Here is a 22,590-nt window from a genome sequence, read left to right on the forward strand (position 1 = left end):
GCAATTGCTTTGCTGTATTGCGATCGGCAGACCCTGGGATAAGGAGATAGGCATGACCAAACAGGTGGCGGTGATTTTAGCTGGCTGCGGCGTTTATGATGGTTCAGAGATATATGAGACGACGTTAACGCTGTTGCGCTTGGATCAGTTGGGTATTGGTTACCACTGTTTTGCCCCGGATATAGAACAGCATCACGTTATCAATCACCTCACGCAAGAGGTGGCGGAAGGTGAACAGCGTAATGTGCTGCAGGAGTCTGCCCGCTTGGCGCGTGGAAACATCCGCCCATTGAGTGAGCTAGACGCTGATAACTTCGATGCAGTGATTGTGCCCGGTGGTTTCGGTGTCGCCAAAAATCTGTCGGATTTCGCCAGTGCCAGCGACAATATGCAGGTGCTGGAAGCACTAAAAGAGTCGCTGTTTGGTTTTCGTCAAGAGGCCAAACCCATTGGCTTGATGTGTATTTCCCCCGTACTGGTGCCCCGTCTATTGGGTGACGGTATTGCAGTGACCGTGGGTAATGATCCGGCGGTTTCCGGGGCGATTAGTGCCATGGGCGGGTTGCACCGCAGCTGTGCAGTAGAAGATATTGTCGTCGACCTTGAGCACCGCGTGGTGACCACTCCTGCTTATATGCTGGCAAAGCGCATTAGTGAAGCGGCCACTGGTATCTTTAAATTGGTAGATCGTATTGCTGAAATGATGGATTAAGTACGCCGTTGCATTTTAGAACATCGTATTGCAGATAAGAAAGCCGTCGCCATGGTTAATGGCGACGGCTTTTTCAGTATCTGCGTGCTGCGCTGATCCGCTTAGAGATCGGCTTCTTGCTCTTCATCAGCCTCTTTCTCTTCTTTGCGTTTGCGCACCAAACGGCCAAACAGTAGCCCCACTTCGTAAAGTAGGTACATGGGGATTGCCAGCAGGCTTTGGGAAATCACATCAGGCGGGGTTAGCAGCATACCGACGACAAAGCAGCCTAAAAGGATATAGGGGCGTTTTTTAGAAAGGCTTTCCACCGTCGTGGCGCCAGAGAGGATAAGCAGGAAGGTCGCAATAGGAATTTCAAACGCCACCCCGAAAGCAAAAAACAGCTTAAGAACGAAGTTCAAATACTGGTTAATGTCGGTCATTATCGCGATGTTGTCCGGCCCGGTTTGGGTGAAAAACTCAAACAGCAGCGGAAAAACCACGTAATAGGCAAACGCCGCACCGCCATAGAACAGCGCAATGCTTGAGACCAGTATCGGGATCGCCAGTGCTTTTTCATTGTCGTAAAGCCCCGGCGCGATAAACGCCCAGGCCTGATGCAACACAAAGGGAATGGCGATAAACACCGCGACGACCAAGGTAAGCTTAAATGGCGCTAAGAATGGCGAAGCCACTTCTGTGGCGATCATTTGCGAGCCTGCGGGCAGCAGATCCATTAACGGCTCGGCGACGAAGGTATAAATATCATTGGCAAACGAATAAAGGCCCAAAAAGACCACCAGAATCACGATCACGGCGCGCATCAACCGTGAACGTAGTTCAATCAGGTGCTCAATAAGAGGGGCTTGGCTTTGGTCTTCACGCGGCTCCTTTGAATCGCCAGACATACTCATTGGTGGTTACGGTCCTTATTTGATGCAGCCTTTTGAGATTCAGTCGGCTCAGGTTCTGCCGCGTCTTCGGGCACTGCCGAGGAAGGCGATGAGGATGAAGGAGGCGTTTCTTCACGTACCGTTTGCAGGGCGTCATCCAATCGGGAGCTCGCCTTGGCGACGCGCTGCTCTGTCTCGCTCTGCGTCGCCTTGGTTGCTGGCGCTGACCGAGGAGTAGAAGGGGTATCGGCAATACTCTCTACATCCAGCTTGGCTTTTTTCAAGCTATCGTCGAGCTTCTTCTGCTGTTCGTTAAGCTTTTGGCGTAACTCTTCTGCTTCAAGCTGAGCGCTAATTTCACGCTGCATGCCGGATACCGTGCGCTTGATTTTGCCAATCCACATACCCGTCGTGCGGGCGGCCCTAGGCAGCCGCTCCGGGCCAAGCACCAACAGCCCGACGATGCCAATGAGCATTAGTTCAAGAAAGCCGATATCCAGCATGGTTTATTTGCGCTCTTCGTTACGTTCGTTGGCGGCCTGTTTCTCTTCGGCTTGAACGTCATAAGTGTTGCCAGGTTCTTCATGGCTCACTTTGGCATGCGGTTGGTCAGCGTCTTCTTTATCCGTCTCTTTATTTTTCTCTTCATCGTGCATGGCTTTCTTGAAGCCCTTGACCGCCCCGCCTAGGTCGGTGCCCACATTACGCAGTTTTTTGGTGCCGAAAACCAGGATGATGATGCCCAGGACAATCAGCAACTGCCAAATACTAATACCACCTAACATATGCGTTTCCTCATGGGAGCAGGTTGACTATCTTTTTTCCAGCTTGGTTATCACTATACGACAGTTTCTGTGACCGCTATGGCTGACGAGACGCTTTTTCTTCGTGCCCGGAAATGCCAACGCGTCGCGCCAGTTCGTCTAAAACAGCCTGATGATCCATCCCCAGGTGCGACAGCATCACCATACTATGAAACCACAGGTCGGCAGTTTCAGAAATCAACGCTTGGCGCTCAGCCTCACCACCGTGCTCCGCATCTTTTGCCGCAAGCACTGTTTCAGTCGCTTCTTCGCCAATCTTTTCGAGTATCTTGTTCAAACCCTTATGATGCAAGGAGGCAACATAAGAATCTTCTGCTGCTGCGTGTCGCCGCTGCTTTAGTACCTCATTGAGAGTATCCAGCACAGACGCACTGTTTGTCGAAAAAGTGTTGGTTGGTAAATTGTCAGGCGATAATGAGTTGCTGTCCATGGGAATCCTTATAAACGTTTAATGCACTGCGCTATTGCCATACCAGCAGTAAGAGGCCAATCGCAGCGGCAGCCAGTATTGGCCACTCCTGGAGCTCAATCCAACCGCTTAATGGCTGCCAAGCCAGTGCCAGTGCCAGCAGAATCAAACCCAGGCGCAGGCGGTAAAGCCGCTTGCCCTGCCGCACCATCTGTACGCGCATGGCGTTGATGGAGTCCACCTGCTGATGACGTTGACGATGCTCATGCTCCATGCGGCTGAGCGCTTGGTGCGCCAGTACAGGCAATTCAGGTAGCTGGTGTGAAAGCTCCGGTGCCTGTCGCTTGAGTGATTCCCATAAACCGCTGACACCCGCACGCTCTTTCATCCACTGCTCTAAATACGGCTTGGCGGTGCTCCAAAGGTCCAGGTCAGGATAGAGCTGGCGCCCTAAGCCTTCAATATTGAGCAGCGTTTTCTGCAATAGAACCAACTGCGGCTGCACTTCCATATTAAAGCGTCGCGCGGTTTGAAACAGACCCAGGAGCACTTGGCCAAAGGAGATGTCTTTCAGCGGTTTCTCTAAAATAGGCTCGCAGACGGTCCGAATAGCGGCTGCGAACTCATTGGCGCGAGTATTTTCACCCACCCAGCCGGACTCAATATGCAGTGCGGCGACTTCGTAATAGTCTTGGTGAAAAAATGCCAATAAGTTGCGCGCCAAATAGTCCTGATCCTCTCGGGTCAGGCTGCCCACGATGCCGCAGTCGATGGCGATGTACTGCGGGTCTTCGGGGTTGTCACAGTTAACAAAGATATTGCCGGGGTGCATATCCGCGTGGAAGAAGTTGTCACGAAATACCTGGGTAAAGAAAAGCTCAACGCCGCGCTCTGCGAGCTTTTTAAGGTTCGTGCCACGAGCAATTAGCGTGTCTAAATCGGCGACCGGTATGCCGCGAATGCGCTCTTGAACCATCACGTGGCGGCGGGTGAAGGGCCAATAGATGGTAGGTACAAATAGCAGCGGTGAGTCTTTAAAGTTACGTTTAAGCTGCGAGGTGTTGGCGGCTTCTTTATAGAGATCCAGCTCATCAAACAACGTGGCTTCGTAGTCGCGGATGACTTCCACCGGGCGCAAACGTCGCGCTTCGGGGATTTTGGAAAATAGCTTGGCGACTTGGTACATCAGCGCCATGTCCTGACGCATGACGCGATCAATGCCGGGACGAATGATTTTTACCACTACGTCTTCACCGCCGTGCAGCCTTGCTGCGTGTACCTGGGCAATCGATGCAGAGGCGAGCGGTACGTGGTCAAATTCAGCAAAGGCATCCGCCAGCGACATTTCCAGCTCTTTCTCGACGCGGGCAGCGGCAAGATCACCGGGAAAAGGCGGCACCTGATCCTGAAGGCGCTTTAGCTCATCGGCGATATCTGCCGGTAGCAGGTCGCGGCGGGTCGAGAGCATCTGCCCGAATTTAATGAAAATTGGCCCTAGCGCCTCTAACGCCAAGCGCAGGCGTTCACCCCGCGATCGCTTGCCGATCGGCACTAGGCGTAACGGTGAAAACCACAGCAGCGTCCGCAGCCACCAGGGCAAGCGTTCCAGCGGCAGTAATGTGTCTAGCCGGTGGCGCGTGATTACCCAGCTAATCCGTAGCAGGCGCAGGCTCATAGGCGTGGCTCCTGAGAGGCGCTCTGCGGTGGTTGCGTCAGCTTGCGCTGCAAGCGGTTAAAGCGCGCTTCCAGACGATCGGTGGCGATTTCCAGTTCGGTTAAGTGATCGCGCAGCACGTTGCGCTGTTGCTGTCCGGGTAGCAGGCGGGCTTCTTCAAAGACATATTCAGAAACATCCTGCATCAGTTCATCTTTGGCACGCAGCCCCCAACGAGCGGCGCGACGCACCCCTTCGGCCAGCGAGTGAGCGGGCATATCGCCAAGCCAGCGGGCCAGCTCGCTTTCCCAATCAATGTTTAAATCGAAAAGCAGCTCGCGGGTCGCTTCAAGCAGATGGATGCGCCCACGCACGGCCAGTTTGCCATCGAACATTAGCCGCTCAATCGAGGCGCCGCTGATCCACTCTGAAAATGTTTCCGGAGTTAGCTCGACGACCGCATCTACCTCGGTTTCATCAACACCTTCGCCACGCATCAGGTCTAAGCCTGCGTGGTGATAGTGGATCACAAGCTCAAGATGTGGCTGCTCCAGGCGTATAAGCAAACGGCTGCCCACCAGCGCTGCCAGCCGTGCGGGGGCTGCCGGGTCGCGGGCGAGTAGGGCATTGAGCGTGCGTTCACATCCGGCCAACAGCAGGGTCGGGGTTACCAGCATGCTGGCCTCTGGGTCTGTAGCGTCTGAAGTCTCATAGCTTAATGCCGCGGTGTAGTGCAACGATACCGCCCGTCAGATTGGTGTACTCGACCCGCTCTAGCCCGGCAGCTTCCATCATGGCTTTGAGCGTTTCCTGGTCGGGGTGCATCCGAATCGACTCCGCCAAATAGCGGTAACTTTCGCCGTCCCCCGCCACCAGTTCGCCCATTTTGGGCAGCAGGCGGAAGGAGTACTCGTCGTAAGCCTTAGACAGCAAAGGATTGTTGGGTTTGGAGAACTCTAATACCAACAGGCGCCCACCAGGTTTAAGAACGCGCGCCATAGAGCGCAGCGCAGCGTCTTTGTCGGTGACATTGCGCAGCCCAAAAGCGATCGTAATGCAGTCGAAGCTATTATCGGGAAACGGCAGGTTTTCGGCATTGGCTTGAACGTACTCTACGTTGCCGCCGACGCCGTTATCCATCAGCTTGTCGCGGCCGACTTTGAGCATCGAGGCGTTGATATCCGCCAGCACTACCTTGCCACGCGGGCCAACCAGGCGGGAAAACTTGAGGGTTAAGTCGCCCGTACCGCCAGCGATATCAAGCACGTGGTGGCCAGGGCGCACACCAGCGCGCTCAATAGTCATGCGTTTCCAAACCCGATGGATACCCATCGACATCAAGTCGTTCATTACGTCGTAGCGGGCGGCTACCGAGTGGAATACGTCAGCTACTCGTGACGCTTTCTCATCAACCGGTACTTCCTGGTAACCAAAATGAGTCGTGCGTTTTTCTGTGGGGCTCATTGGGCGGTAGCTCCCGAATTTTAGGCGATGGCAGATCGACCTTTGGTCTTTTGACTGAGGGCCGACGCGATTAAAAAGTTAGCGTCATTGTAGCCTTGTCCGCCCTGGCTTGTCTGCCTAGCGTCCCTGCCTAGTTTGTTGCAGGGGTGTGAGTCATGCCATCACAGTTGCTTGAATTGAATGCTGGCCGGCTCGCGCGAGGCACCGGCGTCTTCTAAGCGCTGTAAGTAATTGTTCCAGTAAGCTTCCTGGTGAGTAGCCAGATCGTATAAGTAGTTCCAGCTAAACAGCCCACTGTCATGACCGTCGTCAAAGTGAAGCTTCAGCGCGTAGTTGCCTGCCTGGGTAATATTCTGCAGGCCGACATCTTTTTTACCTACCTGGAGAACGGCGGTGTCGCCACCGTGGCCGCGCACTTCGGCAGACGGCGAGTAGACGCGTAAAAACTCAACCGGGAGGCGAAAGCTCTCACCAGTGGCGTAGCCAAGTTCCAGCTCACGGGACTGCTTATGGTAGTGAACACGAGTGGGGGTAGGGGCGTTCATGATGAGACCTCATGGCTAAGTGTCCATGGCTAAATGTCATAGCAGCAAGCCCGCGAAGAGCGGGCTTGCTGTTGCTGACGATACCAGCGCTGATAATAACCGCAGGCGCAACTTACAAAATATACCGCGACAGGTCTTCGTCGACCGCCAGTTCGCCAAGCTGGGCATTGACGTAATCAGCGTCGATGACCAGCGGGCTCTCCATATCGCCGCCTTTGAAGGAGGCTTCTTCTAACAACCGCTCCATTACCGTGTGCAGGCGGCGGGCGCCGATGTTTTCAGTGCCTTCATTGACCTGCCAAGAGATCTGCGCGATGCGCTCGATACCGTCGGGAGTAAACTCCACATCAAGACCTTCTGTCGCCAGGAGCGCCTGATACTGCTTGGTCAGCGAGGCAGAGGGCTCGGTGAGGATGCGTTTGAAGTCGTTGGGCGTCAGTGCATCAAGCTCTACACGAATCGGCAGGCGGCCCTGTAACTCAGGAATAAGGTCGGACGGGCGCGATAGGTGGAAGGCGCCAGAAGCGATAAACAGAATGTGATCGGTTTTGACCATGCCGTACTTGGTCGAAACAGTAGAGCCTTCGATCAGCGGCAGCAGGTCGCGTTGAACGCCTTCGCGAGAGACTTCGCCGCCGCTGGATTGGCCGCTGCCCTTGGCCACCTTGTCGATCTCATCCAGGAAGACGATGCCGTGCTGCTCTACCGAGTAGACCGCGCGAGCCTTGATCTCTTCCTCGTTGACTAGCTTGCCAGCTTCTTCATCACGTAGCAGAACCAGCGCTTCTTTGACCGTTACGCGGCGATTCTCACGCTTCTGCTGACCCATGTTGGAGAACATGCTCTGCAGTTGGCTGGTCATCTCTTCCATGCCCGGCGGGGTCATGATATCGATGCCTTGGCCGTGAGAGGATATTTCAATATCGATCTCTTTATCGTCCAGTTGGCCTTCACGCAATTTTTTACGGAAGGACTGGCGAGTGCTGCCTTCTTCACGTGGCTTATCTTCCTGGCCACGGGGAGGCGGAAGAAGGGCATCTAGAACCCGATCTTCGGCGGCATCCGCGGCACGGTTGCCAACTTCTTCTTTCGCCTGTTCGCGCACCATCTTAATCGCGGCTTCCATCAAGTCGCGAATAATCGACTCAACGTCACGGCCAACATAGCCGACTTCGGTGAACTTGGTCGCTTCAACTTTAATAAACGGTGCTTTGGCCAGCTTGGCCAAACGGCGGGCAATCTCGGTTTTACCCACACCGGTGGGGCCAATCATCAGAATGTTCTTAGGCGTGACTTCTGGGCGCAAGTCGTCATCGAGCTGCATGCGGCGCCAGCGGTTACGCAGGGCGATTGCAACGGCGCGTTTAGCATCTTGCTGGCCAATAATGTACTGGTCTAGAGCGTGAACAATTTCGCGGGGTGTCATCTGAGTCATATAAGTAACCTTTGTGGGCAATGAGCGGCGTTTGCGAGTCGCGTAAAATGATTAGCGACCGTCAATCGACAGCTCTTCGAGCGTCACGTGATGATTGGTAAACACACAGATATCACCAGCGATCGCCAGCGATTTCTCAGTAATTTCACGCGCCGAAAGCTCGGTATTTTCTAACAGCGCTCGGGCGCTGGCTTGGGCGAAGTTGCCACCAGAGCCAATCGCAATAATGCCGCGCTCAGGCTCGACCACATCACCGTTACCGGTAATGATTAATGAGGCGCTATGGTCAGCCACGGCCAGCAGTGCTTCTAAACGGCGCAGCGCCCGGTCGGTGCGCCAGTCTTTGGCGAGCTCGACAGCTGCTTTGGTGAGATGCCCTTGGTATTTTTCCAACTGCGCTTCAAAGCGCTCAAATAGCGTGAACGCATCTGCGGTGCCACCGGCAAACCCGGCCAGTACTTTGCCGCGGTAGAGGCGGCGTACTTTGCTGGCGTTACCCTTCATTACGGTATTGCCCAGCGAAACTTGACCGTCGCCGGCGAGGGCGACCTGGTTACCACGACGAACGGAGACAATAGTGGTCATGGAGATAACTCCTTGGTGGGAGGCGCGCTCCCGATGACTGGCAGATCACTTGCTCTTTAACATACTGCTTCTGGAAGCGACCATTGTGTAAGCGTTCACAACAAAATGCGGGCGGCTGATAAAAAATCAACCGCCCGCAGGGTATTCAAGATGGGATTATTAGTTCTGCAGCTGGATAAGTAGTGGTTCGATACCCTGGGTGTTCATTAAATCCTGAGCGCGGTTCAGCTCCCGGGTATCCTCGTAAGGCCCCACTTGAACACGGTGCCAGGTATTGCCATCCGCCTGGACTTCGCTAACTTCCGCCAACAGGCTTAAATTGCGCAGTCGGCCGCGCAGCTGTTCGGCGTCACTTGCCTCACGAAATGAAGCGGCTTGAAGCATATAGCGCCCGGGAGTGTTGGTAGCCGCTTCACTCTCCTGGGCTGCTGAAATCTGGTCTTCAGGCCGGGTGTTAGCGGCAATGACCTGGGCGATGGGGTCGTCGCTGGTCGAGCCAGAGGCGGTATCGCTCTCGGCCTCTTGCTGGGGAACTTCCGGGCGCACAACGCTTGACGGCAGCGTGACGCCAGGGGCAATGACCTCGGTTTCCGGCAGTAGTGTATAAAACTCAAAGGTCGGCATTGATGGCTCAGCGGCCTCTTCGGTTTCCCGAGCCGCAGCGCGCTCCTCACTACCCGCGGGTTTGGGCAGAACCGTAGCCTGAGGCGCTTCGCTCTGCTCTTGCCAAGGCGCGGTGCCGTGCTGGTGTTGAGCCAAGAAAAAACCTGCCGCCATGCCGACCAAGCCCCATAGCCAACCAGGAAGGCGAAAGCCGCCACCAGAGCTACGGGGGGATTTGCGCTGCGAAGTGGCTCCGCGGCGGGAGGCGGGCTTTTTACGCGGGCTAGCCATTGATTACATCTCCTCTGGGGCGCTAACCCCCATTAAATCAAGCCCATTGCGCAGCACTTGACGGGTAGCGAGGCCAAGCGCCAAGCGCGTGTTGCGTAGGGTGTCGTCCTCAACCATTACCTTGACGGCGTTATAGCAGGTGTGGAAATCGCCGGAAAGATCGAGCAAATACTGGGCAACCTGCTGTGGTTCGCGGTTTCTAGCAGCGGTCTCCACCACTTCAGGGAAGCGTGCCAAGCGGTTAAGAACGGCTTTTTCCTGATCGCTATCCAGCAGGGCTAGATTGGCTATGGCTAATGCATGATCAAACGGCTGGTCGGCATCCTGTGCTTTGCGCAGCATGCTGCATACCCGAGCGTGCGCGTATTGAATGTAATAAACCGGGTTGTCGTTCGACTGCGAGCGCGCCAGGTCGATATCAAAGGTGAGCTGGGAGTCAGCGCGGCGGGCGGCGAGGAAAAAACGCGTGGCATCGCGGCCGACTTCGTCGATCAAGTCGCGCACGGTGACATAGCTACCGGCGCGCTTGGAGAGTTTTACCTCGACGCCGGAGCGGGTGACCATCACCATCTGGTGGAGCACGTAGTCGGGCCAGCCTTTGGGAATGCCCACTTCCAGCGCCTGTAAACCAGCGCGCACACGGGTAACGGTGGAGTGGTGATCGGCACCCTGCTCGTTAATTACGGTTTTGAAGCCGCGCTGCCACTTGTCCAGGTGGTAGGCCACATCGGGTAGGAAGTAGGTGTAGCCACCGTCCTGTTTGCGCATCACGCGGTCTTTGTCATCACCGAAATCGGTGGTGCGCAGCCACATGGCGCCATCTTCTTCATAGGTGTGTCCAGCGTTTACCAGCTTCTCAACGGTGGCATCCACCTTGCCATCTTCGTAGAGCGACGACTCTAAGAAATAGACATCGAACTCTACACCAAAGGCTTTTAAGTCGAGATCCTGCTCACGGCGCAGCCACGCGACGGCAAACTCTTGTATCGCGTCCAGGTCGTCAGGATCTTTTTTGGCGGTGACTTCGCGGTCATCGGCGCTGACCGTTTTACCTGCCAGGTAATCGTTGGCGACATCGACGATATACTCACCGCGATAGCCGTCTTCCGGCCAGCTGGCGTCGTCAGGGCCCAAGCCTTTTACACGCGCTTGTACCGAGCGGGCGAGGTTGGCGATCTGGGCACCTGCGTCGTTGTAGTAGAACTCGCGGGTCACGTCATAGCCGGTGGCTTCGAGCAGGCGGCATAAACAGTCACCAATCGCCGCGCCCCGGCCGTGGCCAACGTGCAGCGGGCCAGTGGGGTTGGCGGAAACGAACTCCACCTGCACTTTTTCACCCTTGCCGATCAGGCTGCGGCCAAAGGTATCGCCGCAGTCGAGTACTTGGGCAACGATTTGCGCCGCGGCATCGGCGGCAGCGAAAAAGTTGATAAAACCGGGGCCCGCGATCTCGGTATTCTGGATCGCGTCGCTTTCGGGGAGCGCGGCCACCAGCATAGTGGCTAATTCACGCGGATTTTTGCCTGCCGGTTTGGCCAGCATCAGCGCTAGATTAGTGGCGTAATCGCCGTGGGCTTTGTCTTTGGTGGGGTCGACTTTGATCGTGGGTTGAAGGTCGTTCGGCAGCACGCCTTGGTGCTTGAGCGCAGTGATCGCGCCTTCGAGCAGAGAAACTATCGTGTCTTTCATTTAGGTATCCGGGTGTCGTCGGTGGCGGCGTGTGCTAACGCGCAGCTGTAAAGGTGCGTCGATAAAGCGGCTATTATCAGCAATTGAGCCGCAGTTTCAAAGCCGCGTGATGGTGAGCCCCTATTTATAAGAGAGCGTTTAGGGGTTAGGAGAGCGTTTGTGGGTCGATATCTATCGACCAGCGCACCTTGCGCGCCTCGCGATTCGCTTCCAACCACTGCACGAGCCAGCTGACGGCGGGGTGAAGTTGGCTACGCTTATCTGCCGCCAGCATGACATGTAAATGGTAACGGTTTTGACGTCTTTCCATCGGAGCGGGCACCGGCCCCAGACAGCGGGTCGCCACACGGGACTCTTTGAGCCACTGGCGCAAGGCCTGGGCAGCCTGTTGCGCCATGGCTAAGGCGGCCTCCTCCTTGGGGCTTTCAATCCGAAGTAGCGCCATAAAGCAGAACGGGGGCAGTTGAGCGATGCGTCGCTCTTCCAGCATGTTGCGCGCGAGCGCCCCGTAACCGTGTTCAGCCAACTGGCCCAAGTGAGGGTCGTCGGGGTGCAGGGTTTGCACCAGCACTCGACCTGGGTGAGCGGCACGCCCCGCTCGGCCCGCCACTTGTTCTAGCAACTGAGCGCTGTGTTCCAGCGCGCGAAAATCAGCGGCGTACAGCCCGCCGTCGGCATTTACGACCACCACCAACGTAACGTGGGGCAGGTGGTGTCCTTTGGCGAGCATTTGAGTGCCGACTAAGACGCACGGCTCACCGCGCTGAATCTCTTTCAGCACTTGCTCGAAGCTATCCTTTCGCCGCGTGCTGTCACGGTCAATGCGGTGGATGGTGGCCTTTGGAAACAGGGTCTGTAATGTCTCTTCTGTGCGTTCAGTGCCGCTACCTAGCGCGCGCAGGTCACCGCTGCCGCACTCGGGGCAAGCGTCCGGCAGGGCGCGGCGGCTATCGCAGTGATGGCAAGCCAGCAGGGCGGGCTGACGGTGCAGTGTCATGCGCGCGTCACACTGGTCGCACTCGGCCATCCAGCCGCAGGCGTGGCAGGCAAGCGTTGGGGCAAAGCCACGGCGGTTGATGAAGATCAGCACCTGTTTGCCCGCGCTTAAGGTGCTTTTGATCGCCTTAATTGCCCCCGGCAGCAAGCCGCCCTGGCGGCGCTGGTGGCGCAGGTCGATCAGTTCCAGCTTGGCCGGTGGGTGGCGGCTGGGGCGATGGGTCAGGCGTAGGTGTCGATAAGTACCGCTAAGCGCCTGGTGCAGGCTCTCTAAGGACGGCGTGGCGCTGCCCATTAGCAGCGGGATTTTATGGTAGTGCGCCCGAGCAACCGCAAGGTCGCGTGCGTGATAGCGCAAACCGTCGTGCTGCTTGTAGGAGCCATCATGCTCCTCATCGACAATAATCGCGCCGGGGTTAGCCAATGGCGTGAAAATGGCCGAGCGAGTGCCGATGATAATCAGCGCCCGGCCGCTGGCGGCGGCTTCCCACACGTCTAAGCGCTCAGGGTCTGTGAGGCCCGAATGCAGCGCCACCACGGGCACGCGGAAACGGCTTCTGAAGCGGGCGAGGGTTTGCGGCGTTAAGCCAATTTCCGGCACCAGCACCAGCGACTGCTTACCCTTGGCGGCCACGGCTTCAATCAGCTGCAGATAGACTTCCGTTTTCCCACTGCCGGTGACGCCTTCGAGCAAGCAGGGGTGATAACCCTCTAGCTTTTCATGCAGCGCGGCCAGCGTCGTGGCCTGTTCACGGTTTAGGGGTAGCGCGGGAGTCGCGAGTAAGTTGCCACTTGGCGGCGTAGGTGCAGTGAGAATATGTTCCTGGCTAGTGGCCAAGCCTTTCTTCTCTAGCGCTAATAACTGGTCGCGAGCAAAGCCATGGGCGCTAACCGCACGACCGGGTAGGCCATGGGGGTGCTGGCGTAAAAGCGCATGCAGCTCTGCTTGCTTAGGCGCTCGGCTGAGGGTTTCCTGCGCGCCGTCACCTTGGGCCATCCAAAGTGTTTGTGTGCGACCGGCCATCGCGTGTCCCTGGCGTAGCCGCGCGGGCATGGCGTGGTGCAAGGTGTCGCCCAGGCTGTGCTGATAGTAGCGGGCGGCAAAGCGGCATAACCAGAGCCAGTCTGCGGGCAGCGGCGCGTCGTCCAGCGTCTCGCTGACCGCGCGCAATTGGCTGCGCGGCAGGTCGCTGTGGTCGGTAAGTTCCACGACCACACCGACGACTTCGCGGCGCCCAAAAGGCACCCGCACCCTCAGTCCCGGCTGCCAACCGCAAGCGGGAGTCACGTTAGACGGCAAGTAGTCGAACAGGCGCCGCAGCGGTGAGGGCAGCGCTATTTTAAGTATTTGGTTAAGCACTTGAGGCGGTATCCGCGAAGAAACAGAATCAGGCAATTGGCCTCCGGCGTTAGTTTTGCTAGAATATGCGACCGCTCAATCTTAGCGATCTTATCGTAACGAAAGAGCGGCCAACCGGTTAGTAGTTTTTCCAAACCCGTATGCGGTGCCTGGCACGAGATCAGGTGGCGGCATATAGCTTCGTGAGGTTCGAGATGAGACAAGGTATCCACCCGAATTACAACACGGTCACCGCCAACTGTTCTTGCGGTGCTAATTTCCAGGTAGGTTCTACTTCAGGTCAGGACTTCTCTCTGGATGTGTGCTCCAACTGCCACCCGTTCTACACTGGTAAGCAGAAGCAAGCGACCACTGGTGGCCGCGTAGAGCGCTTCAACAAGCGTTTCGGCGCTGCTGTTAAGCGCGGCTAATCCACCTCGGATAGCCACATCGCAAGTACAGGTATTGCTTGCGCAAAACCCACGCCAAGGCGTGGGTTTTTTGTTGTCTCGCTAAAAACTGGCTATTTTTGTGGAAAAAATTTTCACAAATGCCGTGCTGATGTTGCGGTACAGCAATAAGCAAAGCGTTATGGCTAACGCCGTTTTACATAAGTTTCAGCAAATATCTGCGAAATGTGGCGAATATGAAGGTAAAATTCAGTTAAACGGGCGTTTTGATATGAGTTGACGGCACGCTTGAGGCGCATAGGTTTTTTCTATATTCTCAAACGACTTATCTATTTTATGTTAACTGGACTCTGACCATGACGGATGCAAATAAGCAGGCTGCTTTGGATTATCACGCGAAACCGATTCCCGGTAAGCTGTCGGTGGAGTTGACCAAACCCACTGCGACTGCACGGGATTTGGCGCTGGCGTATAGCCCAGGCGTGGCTGAGCCAGTGCTTGAAATCGCCAGGGATGCGGAAAATGCCTACCGCTATACCGGCAAGGGTAATCTGGTTGCCGTTATCACCGACGGCAGCGCTATTCTTGGCTTAGGTAATCTGGGCCCACTGGCGAGTAAGCCAGTCATGGAAGGCAAAGGCGTGCTGTTTAAGTGCTTTGCTGGCATTAACTCGGTGGATATCGAGGTGGATGCGGAAAGCCCGCAGGCGTTTATCGATACCGTGGCGCGCATTGCCGATACCTGGGGTGGCATCAACCTTGAAGATATCAAGGCGCCGGAGTGCTTTGAAATTGAAAAAGCCCTGATTGAGCGCTGCAGTATTCCAGTCTTCCACGATGACCAGCACGGCACCGCGATTGTCACGGCGGCAGGCATGCTCAATGCGCTGGAGATCGCTGGTAAACGCATCGAAGACGTTAAGATTGTTTGCATGGGTGCAGGGGCGGCGGCGATTGCCTGCATGCGCCTGCTGGTTTCCTGTGGCGCTAGTAAAGACAATCTTGTGATGCTTGACCGCCGTGGTGTCATTCACACGGACCGCGAAGGCATTAACGAATACAAGGCTGAATTCGCCCGCGATACCGAGATGCGCACCTTGGATGATGCCATCGACAACGCTGACGTATTTATCGGCCTTTCCGGCCCGGGCCTGCTCTCCGCTGAACAGGTGAAGAAAATGGCGCCAGACCCGGTGATTTTTGCCTGCACTAATCCGGATCCGGAAATTCATCCTGACGTTGCCCGCGAAGCGCGCCCGGATGTGATCATGGCCACTGGCCGTTCGGATTTCCCGAACCAGGTTAACAACGTTCTAGGCTTCCCGTTTATTTTCCGTGGTGCGCTGGATGTTCGTGCTACACGCATTAACGAAGAGATGAAACTGGCGGCCGTACACGCACTGAAAGACCTGGCCCGTGAGCCGGTTCCTCAGGAAGTGCTGAACGCCTACGAGCGTACCGAGATGAGCTTTGGTCGCGAGTACATTATTCCCACGCCTGTCGATATCCGCCTGTTGGCGAGAGTCACCTCGGCGGTTGCTCAAGCCGCGGTTGACTCTGGCGTGGCGCGCAAACCATTCCCTGCGCACTATCCGCTAACGTCCATCAACGACGTTTACGGCGGCTAATAAACCGCAGCACTCTGGTAACTATTTACGCCCGCTTATTAGCGGGCGTAAATGTTTGAGAGAGTGTCTAGTTAGTCTTGTGAATAACGCGTTAGCCCTTCTTGAGCGGTTGAGGCCACTAAGCGGCCATCACGGCTGTAAATATGCCCCCGCGCCAGCCCGCGAGCGCCGCCTGCCCAGGGTGAGTCGATAACGTACAGCAGCCAGTCGTCCAAGCGTGTGTCCTGGTGCAGCCATAAGGCGTGGTCTAGGCTGGCGATGCGCAGTTTGGGGTCGCGGTACTCGATGCCGTGGGGAATCAAGCTGGTGGTCAGCAGGTTGAAGTCAGAGGCGTACGAGAGTAGGTGGCGATGCAGGGCCGGGTCGTCTGGCAGTGTGCCTGAAAGGCGAAACCACAAACACTGGCCTGCAGGCGTGCCGTTGTCGGGGTTGCCCATGAGATGCAAAAACTCAATGGGGTGGCCGGGAAAGCGGTCATGTTTGGCATCGCCGCTCTCTAGCAGCGCCTCGGGGGTGGCGACATTCGGCATGTCGCGCTGATGGCTAAAGCTTGCTTCCTCGCTCTGAAAAGAGGCGCTGCAGAAAAAGATCGGCCGACCTTTTTGAATGGCAGTAACGCGGCGGGTGGTAAAGCTGCCGCCGTCGCGAATGGTATCCACTTGATAGACAACGGGGCGATGGGGGTCGCCGGGGCGCAGAAAGTAGCCATGTTGAGAGTGCGGGCGACGCTCGTCTGGCACGGTGCGCGCGGCGGCCGCCAGCGCTTGGCCAAGAACCTGGCCACCGTAAAGCTGAGGAAAGCCTAGATCCTGGCTCTGACCACGAAATAGCGTCTCTTCCAGCGTTTCTAGCTCTAGTAACGCTACCAATTTGTTCAGCGCGTCTGTCATTCTCGGTATCCTTGCGGCTGTCTCTATCGAATGCGGTCGGTGAAAGAATGCTATCGGTGAAAGTAATGAGTTGCCACGGCGCCGGGCACCCCTTTCATACGATCGTTTTGCTACCTTAGCGGAGTTTACGTTTATGCGCAGCGATGAATTTTACATGCACCGGGCGCTTGACCAAGCCCACCTGGCCGCGGCGGCGGGCGAGGTGCCTGTAGGGGCAGTGGTTGTCGATGCGCAGGGAGAGATTATTGGTGTGGGGTGTAATGCGCCGGTGGCCAGCTGCGACCCTAGCGGCCATGCGGAAGTTCGTGCCCTACGCGAGGCGGGCAAGCACCAGGGCAACTATCGCCTTGAAGGCTGCACGCTGTTTGTCACCCTGGAGCCCTGTATGATGTGTGCGGGCACGATGATTCATGCTCGTCTGGCCCGCCTAGTCTACGGGGCCGCCGAGCCTAGAGCGGGCATGGTTGAGTCAAAGGCTAATCTGCTGACGCAGCCGTGGTTTAATCATCAGATCGCGGTGACCGGTGGGGTATTGGCCGCAGCCTCGCAAAAGCTGCTGAAGGGTTTCTTCGCCGCCCGGCGCAAGCAATTGAATCAGTAATACTGAATTGGAAATGCTACGACGCTGTTAATCAAGCGGCGGCACAAGTTCAAACAATACCAGCGGGTCATCGTTGACAGATGTTTGTTCTAGTTGAAAAAATTGCTGACGACTACGTTCCACATATTGAATCATTTCGTAATAACGACGGATGTTGCGTACGTATATCACCGGCTCACCGCCACGGGCGTAGCCGTGACGCGTTTGGCTATGCCATTCACGCTGCTGTAATAGCGGTAGCGCCGCGCGCACATCTTGCCAGCTGTCGGGGTCGCCGCCACGCATTTCCGCAATCTTACGCGCGTCATAAAGGTGGCCAAGACCCACGTTGTAGGCCGCCATGGCCATAAACAGGCGATCATCGCCGGTGATGCCTTCCGGTAAGCGGTCTTTAATACTGCGTAAATAGCGGGCACCGCCGTCAATGCTCTGGGCGGGGTCTGTGCGGTCCGTCACGCCCATTTCACCCGCCGTGGGGTTGGTCAGCATCATCAAGCCACGCACGCCCGTTGGCGAGACGGCGTCTGGGTTCCAGTGGGATTCCTGATACCCCACTGCCGCTAATAACTTCCAGTCAAACTCTGTTTCGCGGGCAGCCTGCTGGAACAGTTCCGTGTAACGGGGCAAGCGTGCATCAAGGTGATCAAGAAAGGTGCGCGTGCCGACATACTCTAAATAGTCGTCATGGCCGAAGTAACGGCTTACCAGCCGATCAAGCGTGCCGCTTTCCTGAAGGTCTTGTAGGAAGCGATTGGCGGCTTCAAGCAACCCTAAGCCGCGACCACTAGGCACCGCCCATGCCATGGAAAGTGGGTCCCCGAGTATGAAGCCACGTTCTACGTTGGGGAAAAAAAGCCGATTTAAACGAAACTGATGCTCGAAAATGACCGCGGCATCCAGGGTGCCGTCTTCAACGCGCGCCAGCAGTTCGGCGACTTCAAGCTCGTGAGACTCTTTCCAGCTCAAGGTAGGATGACGCCGCTGAAGGTCGCGCAGCGCTTCATCGGTACCGGCTTCGCTGAGCGTGCCAAGTTCTAAGCCGACAAGGTCACTCGGCTCTTTAATGCCATTCAGGCCGCGGCGGTAAACCACCAGCGGCTGCATTTGAATAATCGGCCGAGTGTAGTGGACGCCAGGGCTGTCAGGCAGTAATGGCAGCGCTGCTGCACCTAGGTCTCCTTTATCACGCACCGCAGGCAGGACGCTTTCTGGGTGGTGGCTGGCATCAAGGTTAAGGCTCACTCCCAGATAGTCAGCAAAGCGATGCATCAACTCATACTCAAAACCGGTAGGGCCCTGGCGGCCTTCGTAATAGGTCGTGGGAGTATTGCGGGTGTGAACGGTAATAAAGTCTTTTGTGCTGATATGCGTTAAATGCTCGCCTGGGGGAACAAGAGAGAGAGTGGGTACCATGGTCAAAAGCGTAACGGCAGTTAACGCATAATAAGCGCTGGCACGGGCAATAAAATGTCGGCAAATCAACGTCAGCATGGCGTCTTGTCGGCATGAAACAAGCTGCCACGATACCCAGCCCAGGTCACGCTGTCACCTTGTTGATTTCGTGTGGTGGCTGGTTTCCAGTATCATAGGCGTTTTTCGCTATCATAAAAGCACGGCCGCCTAGCGGCCCGGTGATTTCCCTGCTCGAATTTCCCTGCTCTAGAGGCTTCAGGATATGCTCGAACTGCGAGGCGCGCCCGCCCTTTCTGCCTTCCGTCATGCTCGGCTGTTAACGGTGCTGCGTGAACGTGTTCCCGAGGTGGAAGCGCTGTCTGCCCACTATGTTCATTTCATCGATCTTAACGCTCATAACCACAGCAAGACGCTGGATGATACCGCCCACGCGCGTTTGGTGCAGTTGCTGGACTATGTGCCGGCTCACGCAAGCGTTGAGGTTCCGAAAAACGCCCAGCGTTTTTTAGTGGTGCCGCGTTTGGGTACCCAGTCGCCCTGGTCGTCTAAAGCGACCGATATCGCCCACAATTGCGGATTGCGCCAGATTAGCCGTATCGAGCGCGGCATCGATTATCGGGTCAGCTTTACCGACATGCCGGATGAAGAGGGCCTGAACGCGCTGGCGGCACTGCTGCATGACCGTATGACTGAAACCGTGCTATCCGATGCATCAGACGCCACTAAGCTGTTTGCCCAGCACGACCCGGCGCCGTTGGGTAGTGTGGATATTCTAGAAGGGGGCCGGGAAGCCTTAGCGACAGCCAACCAAGCGCTGGGGCTGGCGCTGGCAGAAGATGAAATTGATTACTTGGTAGATGCCTTCAACGAACTAGGGCGTAACCCCAGCGACGTTGAGCTGATGATGTTTGCCCAGGCTAACTCCGAGCACTGCCGTCACAAAATCTTCAACGCCGACTGGGTGATCGACGGCGAGCCGCAAAGCCACTCGCTGTTTAAGATGATCAAGAACACCTTTGCGTCGTCGCCGGACAACGTGCTTTCCGCTTACAGTGATAATGCCGCTGTCATCAAGGGCAGCCAGGGTGGGCGGTTCTTTGCAACGCCGCTGACAGGAGCAGAGGACGAGCGTGCTCTTTACGCCACGCATCAGGAGCCTATTCACATCCTGATGAAGGTCGAAACCCACAATCACCCCACCGCGATTGCCCCCTTCCCCGGCGCTGCAACCGGCTCGGGTGGGGAGATCCGCGATGAGGGCGCCACGGGTATCGGCGGTAAACCCAAAGCCGGTCTGTCAGGTTTTACTGTCTCCAACCTGCGCATTCCTGAGTTCGTGCAGCCTTGGGAAGCGTTTGATTACGGCAAGCCGGGGCGCATGGAGTCGGCGCTTAACATTATGCTCGAAGGCCCGATTGGTGGGGCCGCGTTCAACAATGAGTTTGGTCGCCCCAATCTAACCGGCTATTTCCGCACTTACGAGCAGGAATCCCTGAACGAAGGCGGTATTGAGCGGCGCGGTTTCCACAAGCCGATCATGCTCGCCGGTGGTTACGGCAATATTCGTGCTCATCACGTCCAAAAGGGCGATATCCCGGTCGGCGGCAAGCTGATTGTGATGGGCGGCCCGGCGATGCTGATTGGTCTGGGCGGCGGTGCTGCCTCCAGCATGGCGTCCGGTACCTCCAGCGCCGATTTGGATTTCGCCTCGGTACAGCGTGAAAACCCGGAAATCGAGCGTCGCGCTCAAGAAGTCATAGACCGCTGCTGGGCGCTGGGCGATCACAACCCCATCCGCTTTATTCACGATGTGGGCGCAGGCGGGCTTTCCAACGCTTTGCCGGAGCTTGTCAAAGACGGCAACCGTGGCGGCCGCTTTGATTTGCGCGCGGTGCCAAATGCTGAGCCGGGCATGAGCCCGCTGGAAATCTGGTGCAATGAGGCGCAAGAGCGCTACGTGCTAGCCGTCGCGCCCGAAGACCTGGACACCTTTGACGCGCTGTGTAAGCGCGAACGTTGCCCTTATGCCGTGGTTGGTGAAGCGATGGAAGCGCACCATTTGGAAGTGCGCGATGGCCATTTCAGCAGCAAGCCGGTCGATTTGCCGATGAGCGTGCTGTTCGGCAAAGCACCCAAAATGCAGCGTGAGTTTGAACGCCACGATCCCGAACTCTCGGGCATGATGCTCGATAATCTTGACCTTCGCGAAGCGCTGGATCGGGTGCTGCGCCTGCCGACAGTCGCCTCCAAAAGCTTCCTGATCACCATTGGCGATCGCTCGATTACCGGCCAAGTGGCCCGTGATCAAATGGTCGGCCCCTGGCAGGTGCCGGTAGCCGATGTGGCGGTTACCACGGCAAGCTATGATACCCAGGCCGGTGAAGCCATGGCGTTGGGGGAGCGTCCGCCGGTGGCGTTGATCAACCCCGCGGCAAGCGCTCGCTTGGCCGTTGCCGAAGCAATTACCAATCTGGCGGCCGCGCCAATTGCCAAGCTTAGCGATATCAAGCTCTCCGCTAACTGGATGAGCGCTGCTGACCACCCCGGTGAAAATCAAGCGCTTTATGATGCTGTTTACGCCGTGGGCATGGAGATGTGCCCGGCATTGGGCATTGCGATTCCGGTGGGCAAGGATTCGATGTCCATGCGCACCGCCTGGACTGATGAGAACGACCAAGGTGAAAGCGAAGACAAGAGCGTAACGTCGCCGCTTTCGCTGGTCGTCACGGGCTTCGCGCCGGTCACCAATGCAATGGCAACGCTTACGCCGCAGATCAATCTGGATCAAGATGAGTCTGATCTGATTTTGATCGACCTGGGCAGCGGTCAGAACCGCTTGGGTGGTTCTGCCTTGGCGCAGGTATACGGCCAGGTGGGTAACGACTGCCCTGATGTAGACGATCCGGAGGATATTAAAGCCTTCTTCGAGGTCATTCAGGGCCTTAACCGCGACGGTAAGCTATTGGCCTACCACGATCGCAGCGATGGCGGCCTGTTGGTCACTCTGTTAGAAATGGCCTTTGCTGCCCATGCGGGGCTTGAGATCAAGCTCGATTGGATGATCGATGAACCGGTAGAGGCGCTGAATGCACTGTTCTCCGAAGAGCTTGGCGCGGTCATTCAAGTCAATCGCCAACACACTGAAGAAGTGCTGGCGCAGTTTGCCGTGGCCGGTATCGAAACCTGTGGCGTGATTGCTCGTCCCCGTTACGACGACCAAGTGCGCGTCACGCTATTTGAAGAGCCCTTGCTGGAAACCACGCGTCTGCTCACTCAGCGCACCTGGGCTGAAACCAGTTATCGCATGCAGGCACTGAGGGATAACCCTGAGTGCGCCAAGAATGAGTTCGATAATCTGCTCGATAGTCGTGATCCAGGGCTCTCCGCGACGCCCACGTTTGATATCAACGACGACATAAGCGCACCGTTTGTTAATACCGCTAAACCTGCCATGGCCGTACTGCGCGAGCAGGGCGTCAATGGCCAGGTGGAAATGGCCTGGGCCTTCGATAAAGCCGGGTTTGAAGCAGTTGACGTACACATGAGTGACATCCTTGAAGGGCGAGTCTCGCTGGATGAGTTCAAAGGGCTTGTTGCCTGTGGCGGCTTCTCTTACGGTGATGTGCTTGGCGCCGGGGGCGGCTGGGCAAAATCAGTGCTGTTTAACGAGCGCGCCCAGGAGCAGTTTGCGGCGTTCTTCGCCCGAGACGATAGTTTCTCATTGGGTGTCTGCAATGGCTGTCAGATGCTCTCGCAGTTGAAATCGCTGATTCCTGGCGCGGAAAATTGGCCGACGTTTGTGCGCAATGAGTCCGAGCAGTTTGAAGCGCGGGTCTCCATGGTGCGGGTTGAGAAGAGTCCTTCGATTCTGCTTGCCGGCATGGAAGGCTCCAAGCTGCCCATTGCGGTTGCTCATGGTGAGGGGCAGGCGGCGTTCCGTGACAGCGCGCATCTGCGTAGCATGCAGTCGAGCAGCCAGATTGCGCTTCGCTACATCGACAACTATGGCCAAGTGACGACCCGCTACCCGGCGAACCCTAACGGCTCGCCGTCGGGTATTACGGGGCTAACCACGCCCGATGGCCGCGTGACTATCATGATGCCGCACCCTGAACGTGTCGCTCGGGCGGTCACCAACTCTTGGCGTCCGGCGGAGTGGACTGAAGATGGTGCTTGGCTGCGCCTATTCCGCAACGCTCGCGTTTGGTTGGGCTAACGGATACACCCGCA

The 22,590-nt window shown here is 56.7% G+C and carries 20 protein-coding genes; 5 read left to right on the top strand and 15 right to left on the bottom strand.

Annotated features, from left to right (window positions below; genetic code table 11):
• Positions 1 to 52: 52 nt before the first annotated feature.
• On the top strand, positions 53 to 712 hold the full coding sequence (gene elbB, locus HUO07_RS02945; RefSeq protein WP_035562066.1) for an isoprenoid biosynthesis glyoxalase ElbB: 660 nt from the start codon (positions 53 to 55) through the stop codon (positions 710 to 712).
• Between the two features lie 101 nt (positions 713 to 813).
• Here elbB and tatC read toward each other — a convergent pair whose 3' ends face one another.
• The 13 genes from tatC to HUO07_RS03010 form a co-directional block, all read right to left on the bottom strand.
• On the bottom strand, positions 814 to 1,605 hold the full coding sequence (tatC, locus tag HUO07_RS02950; RefSeq protein WP_176302319.1) for a twin-arginine translocase subunit TatC: 792 nt from the start codon (positions 1,603 to 1,605) through the stop codon (positions 814 to 816).
• A complete protein-coding gene (gene tatB / locus HUO07_RS02955) occupies positions 1,602 to 2,087 on the bottom strand; it encodes a Sec-independent protein translocase protein TatB (RefSeq protein WP_176302320.1) in 486 nt (161 codons plus the stop codon). The genes tatC and tatB overlap by 4 nt, the downstream gene beginning before the upstream one ends.
• A gap of 3 nt (positions 2,088 to 2,090) precedes the next feature.
• Positions 2,091 to 2,369: a Sec-independent protein translocase subunit TatA gene (tatA, locus tag HUO07_RS02960; protein WP_035562075.1), complete on the bottom strand. Its 279-nt coding sequence runs from the start codon at positions 2,367 to 2,369 to the stop codon at positions 2,091 to 2,093.
• Positions 2,370 to 2,445: 76 nt separating this feature from the next.
• Entirely contained in the window at positions 2,446 to 2,838 is a 393-nt protein-coding gene (locus HUO07_RS02965) for a phosphoribosyl-ATP diphosphatase (RefSeq protein WP_217908763.1), read from the bottom strand.
• A gap of 31 nt (positions 2,839 to 2,869) precedes the next feature.
• On the bottom strand, positions 2,870 to 4,492 hold the full coding sequence (gene ubiB, locus HUO07_RS02970; RefSeq protein WP_176302321.1) for a ubiquinone biosynthesis regulatory protein kinase UbiB: 1,623 nt from the start codon (positions 4,490 to 4,492) through the stop codon (positions 2,870 to 2,872).
• On the bottom strand, positions 4,489 to 5,148 hold the full coding sequence (locus tag HUO07_RS02975) for a ubiquinone biosynthesis accessory factor UbiJ (protein ID WP_176302322.1): 660 nt from the start codon (positions 5,146 to 5,148) through the stop codon (positions 4,489 to 4,491). Before HUO07_RS02975 ends, ubiB begins: the two co-directional genes overlap by 4 nt.
• 31 nt (positions 5,149 to 5,179) lie before the next feature.
• On the bottom strand, positions 5,180 to 5,935 hold the full coding sequence (gene ubiE, locus HUO07_RS02980; protein ID WP_035562085.1) for a bifunctional demethylmenaquinone methyltransferase/2-methoxy-6-polyprenyl-1,4-benzoquinol methylase UbiE: 756 nt from the start codon (positions 5,933 to 5,935) through the stop codon (positions 5,180 to 5,182).
• A gap of 161 nt (positions 5,936 to 6,096) precedes the next feature.
• The gene (locus HUO07_RS02985) at positions 6,097 to 6,480 is read right to left on the bottom strand and encodes a gamma-butyrobetaine hydroxylase family protein (RefSeq protein WP_035562088.1); all 384 of its coding nucleotides are present in this window, start codon (positions 6,478 to 6,480) and stop codon (positions 6,097 to 6,099) included.
• A gap of 112 nt (positions 6,481 to 6,592) precedes the next feature.
• Complete coding sequence (gene hslU, locus HUO07_RS02990) at positions 6,593 to 7,915, bottom strand: ATP-dependent protease ATPase subunit HslU (RefSeq protein ID WP_035562091.1); 1,323 nt, start codon at positions 7,913 to 7,915, stop codon at positions 6,593 to 6,595.
• 51 nt (positions 7,916 to 7,966) lie between these two features.
• Positions 7,967 to 8,500: an ATP-dependent protease subunit HslV gene (hslV, locus tag HUO07_RS02995; protein WP_008957546.1), complete on the bottom strand. Its 534-nt coding sequence runs from the start codon at positions 8,498 to 8,500 to the stop codon at positions 7,967 to 7,969.
• Positions 8,501 to 8,659: 159 nt separating this feature from the next.
• Complete coding sequence (locus tag HUO07_RS03000; RefSeq protein WP_176302323.1) at positions 8,660 to 9,394, bottom strand: SPOR domain-containing protein; 735 nt, start codon at positions 9,392 to 9,394, stop codon at positions 8,660 to 8,662.
• A gap of 3 nt (positions 9,395 to 9,397) precedes the next feature.
• Positions 9,398 to 11,083 carry an arginine--tRNA ligase gene (gene argS / locus HUO07_RS03005; protein ID WP_176302324.1) on the bottom strand — a complete coding sequence of 562 codons (1,686 nt, stop codon included), beginning with the start codon at positions 11,081 to 11,083 and terminating at the stop codon, positions 9,398 to 9,400.
• Positions 11,084 to 11,228: 145 nt separating this feature from the next.
• Positions 11,229 to 13,475: a primosomal protein N' gene (locus HUO07_RS03010; RefSeq protein WP_176302325.1), complete on the bottom strand. Its 2,247-nt coding sequence runs from the start codon at positions 13,473 to 13,475 to the stop codon at positions 11,229 to 11,231.
• 158 nt (positions 13,476 to 13,633) lie between these two features.
• Here HUO07_RS03010 and rpmE point away from each other — a divergent pair, with 158 nt between their 5' ends.
• On the top strand, positions 13,634 to 13,849 hold the full coding sequence (gene rpmE, locus HUO07_RS03015) for a 50S ribosomal protein L31 (RefSeq protein WP_035562478.1): 216 nt from the start codon (positions 13,634 to 13,636) through the stop codon (positions 13,847 to 13,849).
• A 335-nt stretch (positions 13,850 to 14,184) separates the two neighbouring features.
• Positions 14,185 to 15,456, top strand: a complete 1,272-nt coding sequence (locus HUO07_RS03020; protein WP_035562105.1) for a malic enzyme-like NAD(P)-binding protein — start codon at positions 14,185 to 14,187, stop codon at positions 15,454 to 15,456.
• Between the two features lie 71 nt (positions 15,457 to 15,527).
• Here HUO07_RS03020 and HUO07_RS03025 read toward each other — a convergent pair whose 3' ends face one another.
• The gene (locus HUO07_RS03025; protein WP_176302326.1) at positions 15,528 to 16,346 is read right to left on the bottom strand and encodes an acyl-CoA thioesterase; all 819 of its coding nucleotides are present in this window, start codon (positions 16,344 to 16,346) and stop codon (positions 15,528 to 15,530) included.
• Between the two features lie 133 nt (positions 16,347 to 16,479).
• Between HUO07_RS03025 and tadA the strand changes: the two genes are divergently transcribed.
• Positions 16,480 to 16,947 (top strand): tRNA adenosine(34) deaminase TadA, encoded by a 468-nt coding sequence (gene tadA / locus HUO07_RS03030; RefSeq protein WP_101147560.1) that lies wholly within the window; start codon positions 16,480 to 16,482, stop codon positions 16,945 to 16,947.
• Positions 16,948 to 16,974: 27 nt separating this feature from the next.
• Here the strand turns inward: tadA and mltF are convergent, their stop codons facing one another.
• Entirely contained in the window at positions 16,975 to 18,438 is a 1,464-nt protein-coding gene (gene mltF / locus HUO07_RS03035) for a membrane-bound lytic murein transglycosylase MltF (RefSeq protein WP_176302327.1), read from the bottom strand.
• A gap of 184 nt (positions 18,439 to 18,622) precedes the next feature.
• Here mltF and purL point away from each other — a divergent pair, with 184 nt between their 5' ends.
• Entirely contained in the window at positions 18,623 to 22,576 is a 3,954-nt protein-coding gene (gene purL, locus HUO07_RS03040; protein ID WP_176302328.1) for a phosphoribosylformylglycinamidine synthase, read from the top strand.
• Positions 22,577 to 22,590: the final 14 nt, after the last annotated feature.

Origin of the sequence: Vreelandella maris, from assembly GCF_013371085.1 — a bacterium.
Classification (GTDB): Bacteria; Pseudomonadota; Gammaproteobacteria; order Pseudomonadales; family Halomonadaceae; genus Vreelandella; species Vreelandella maris.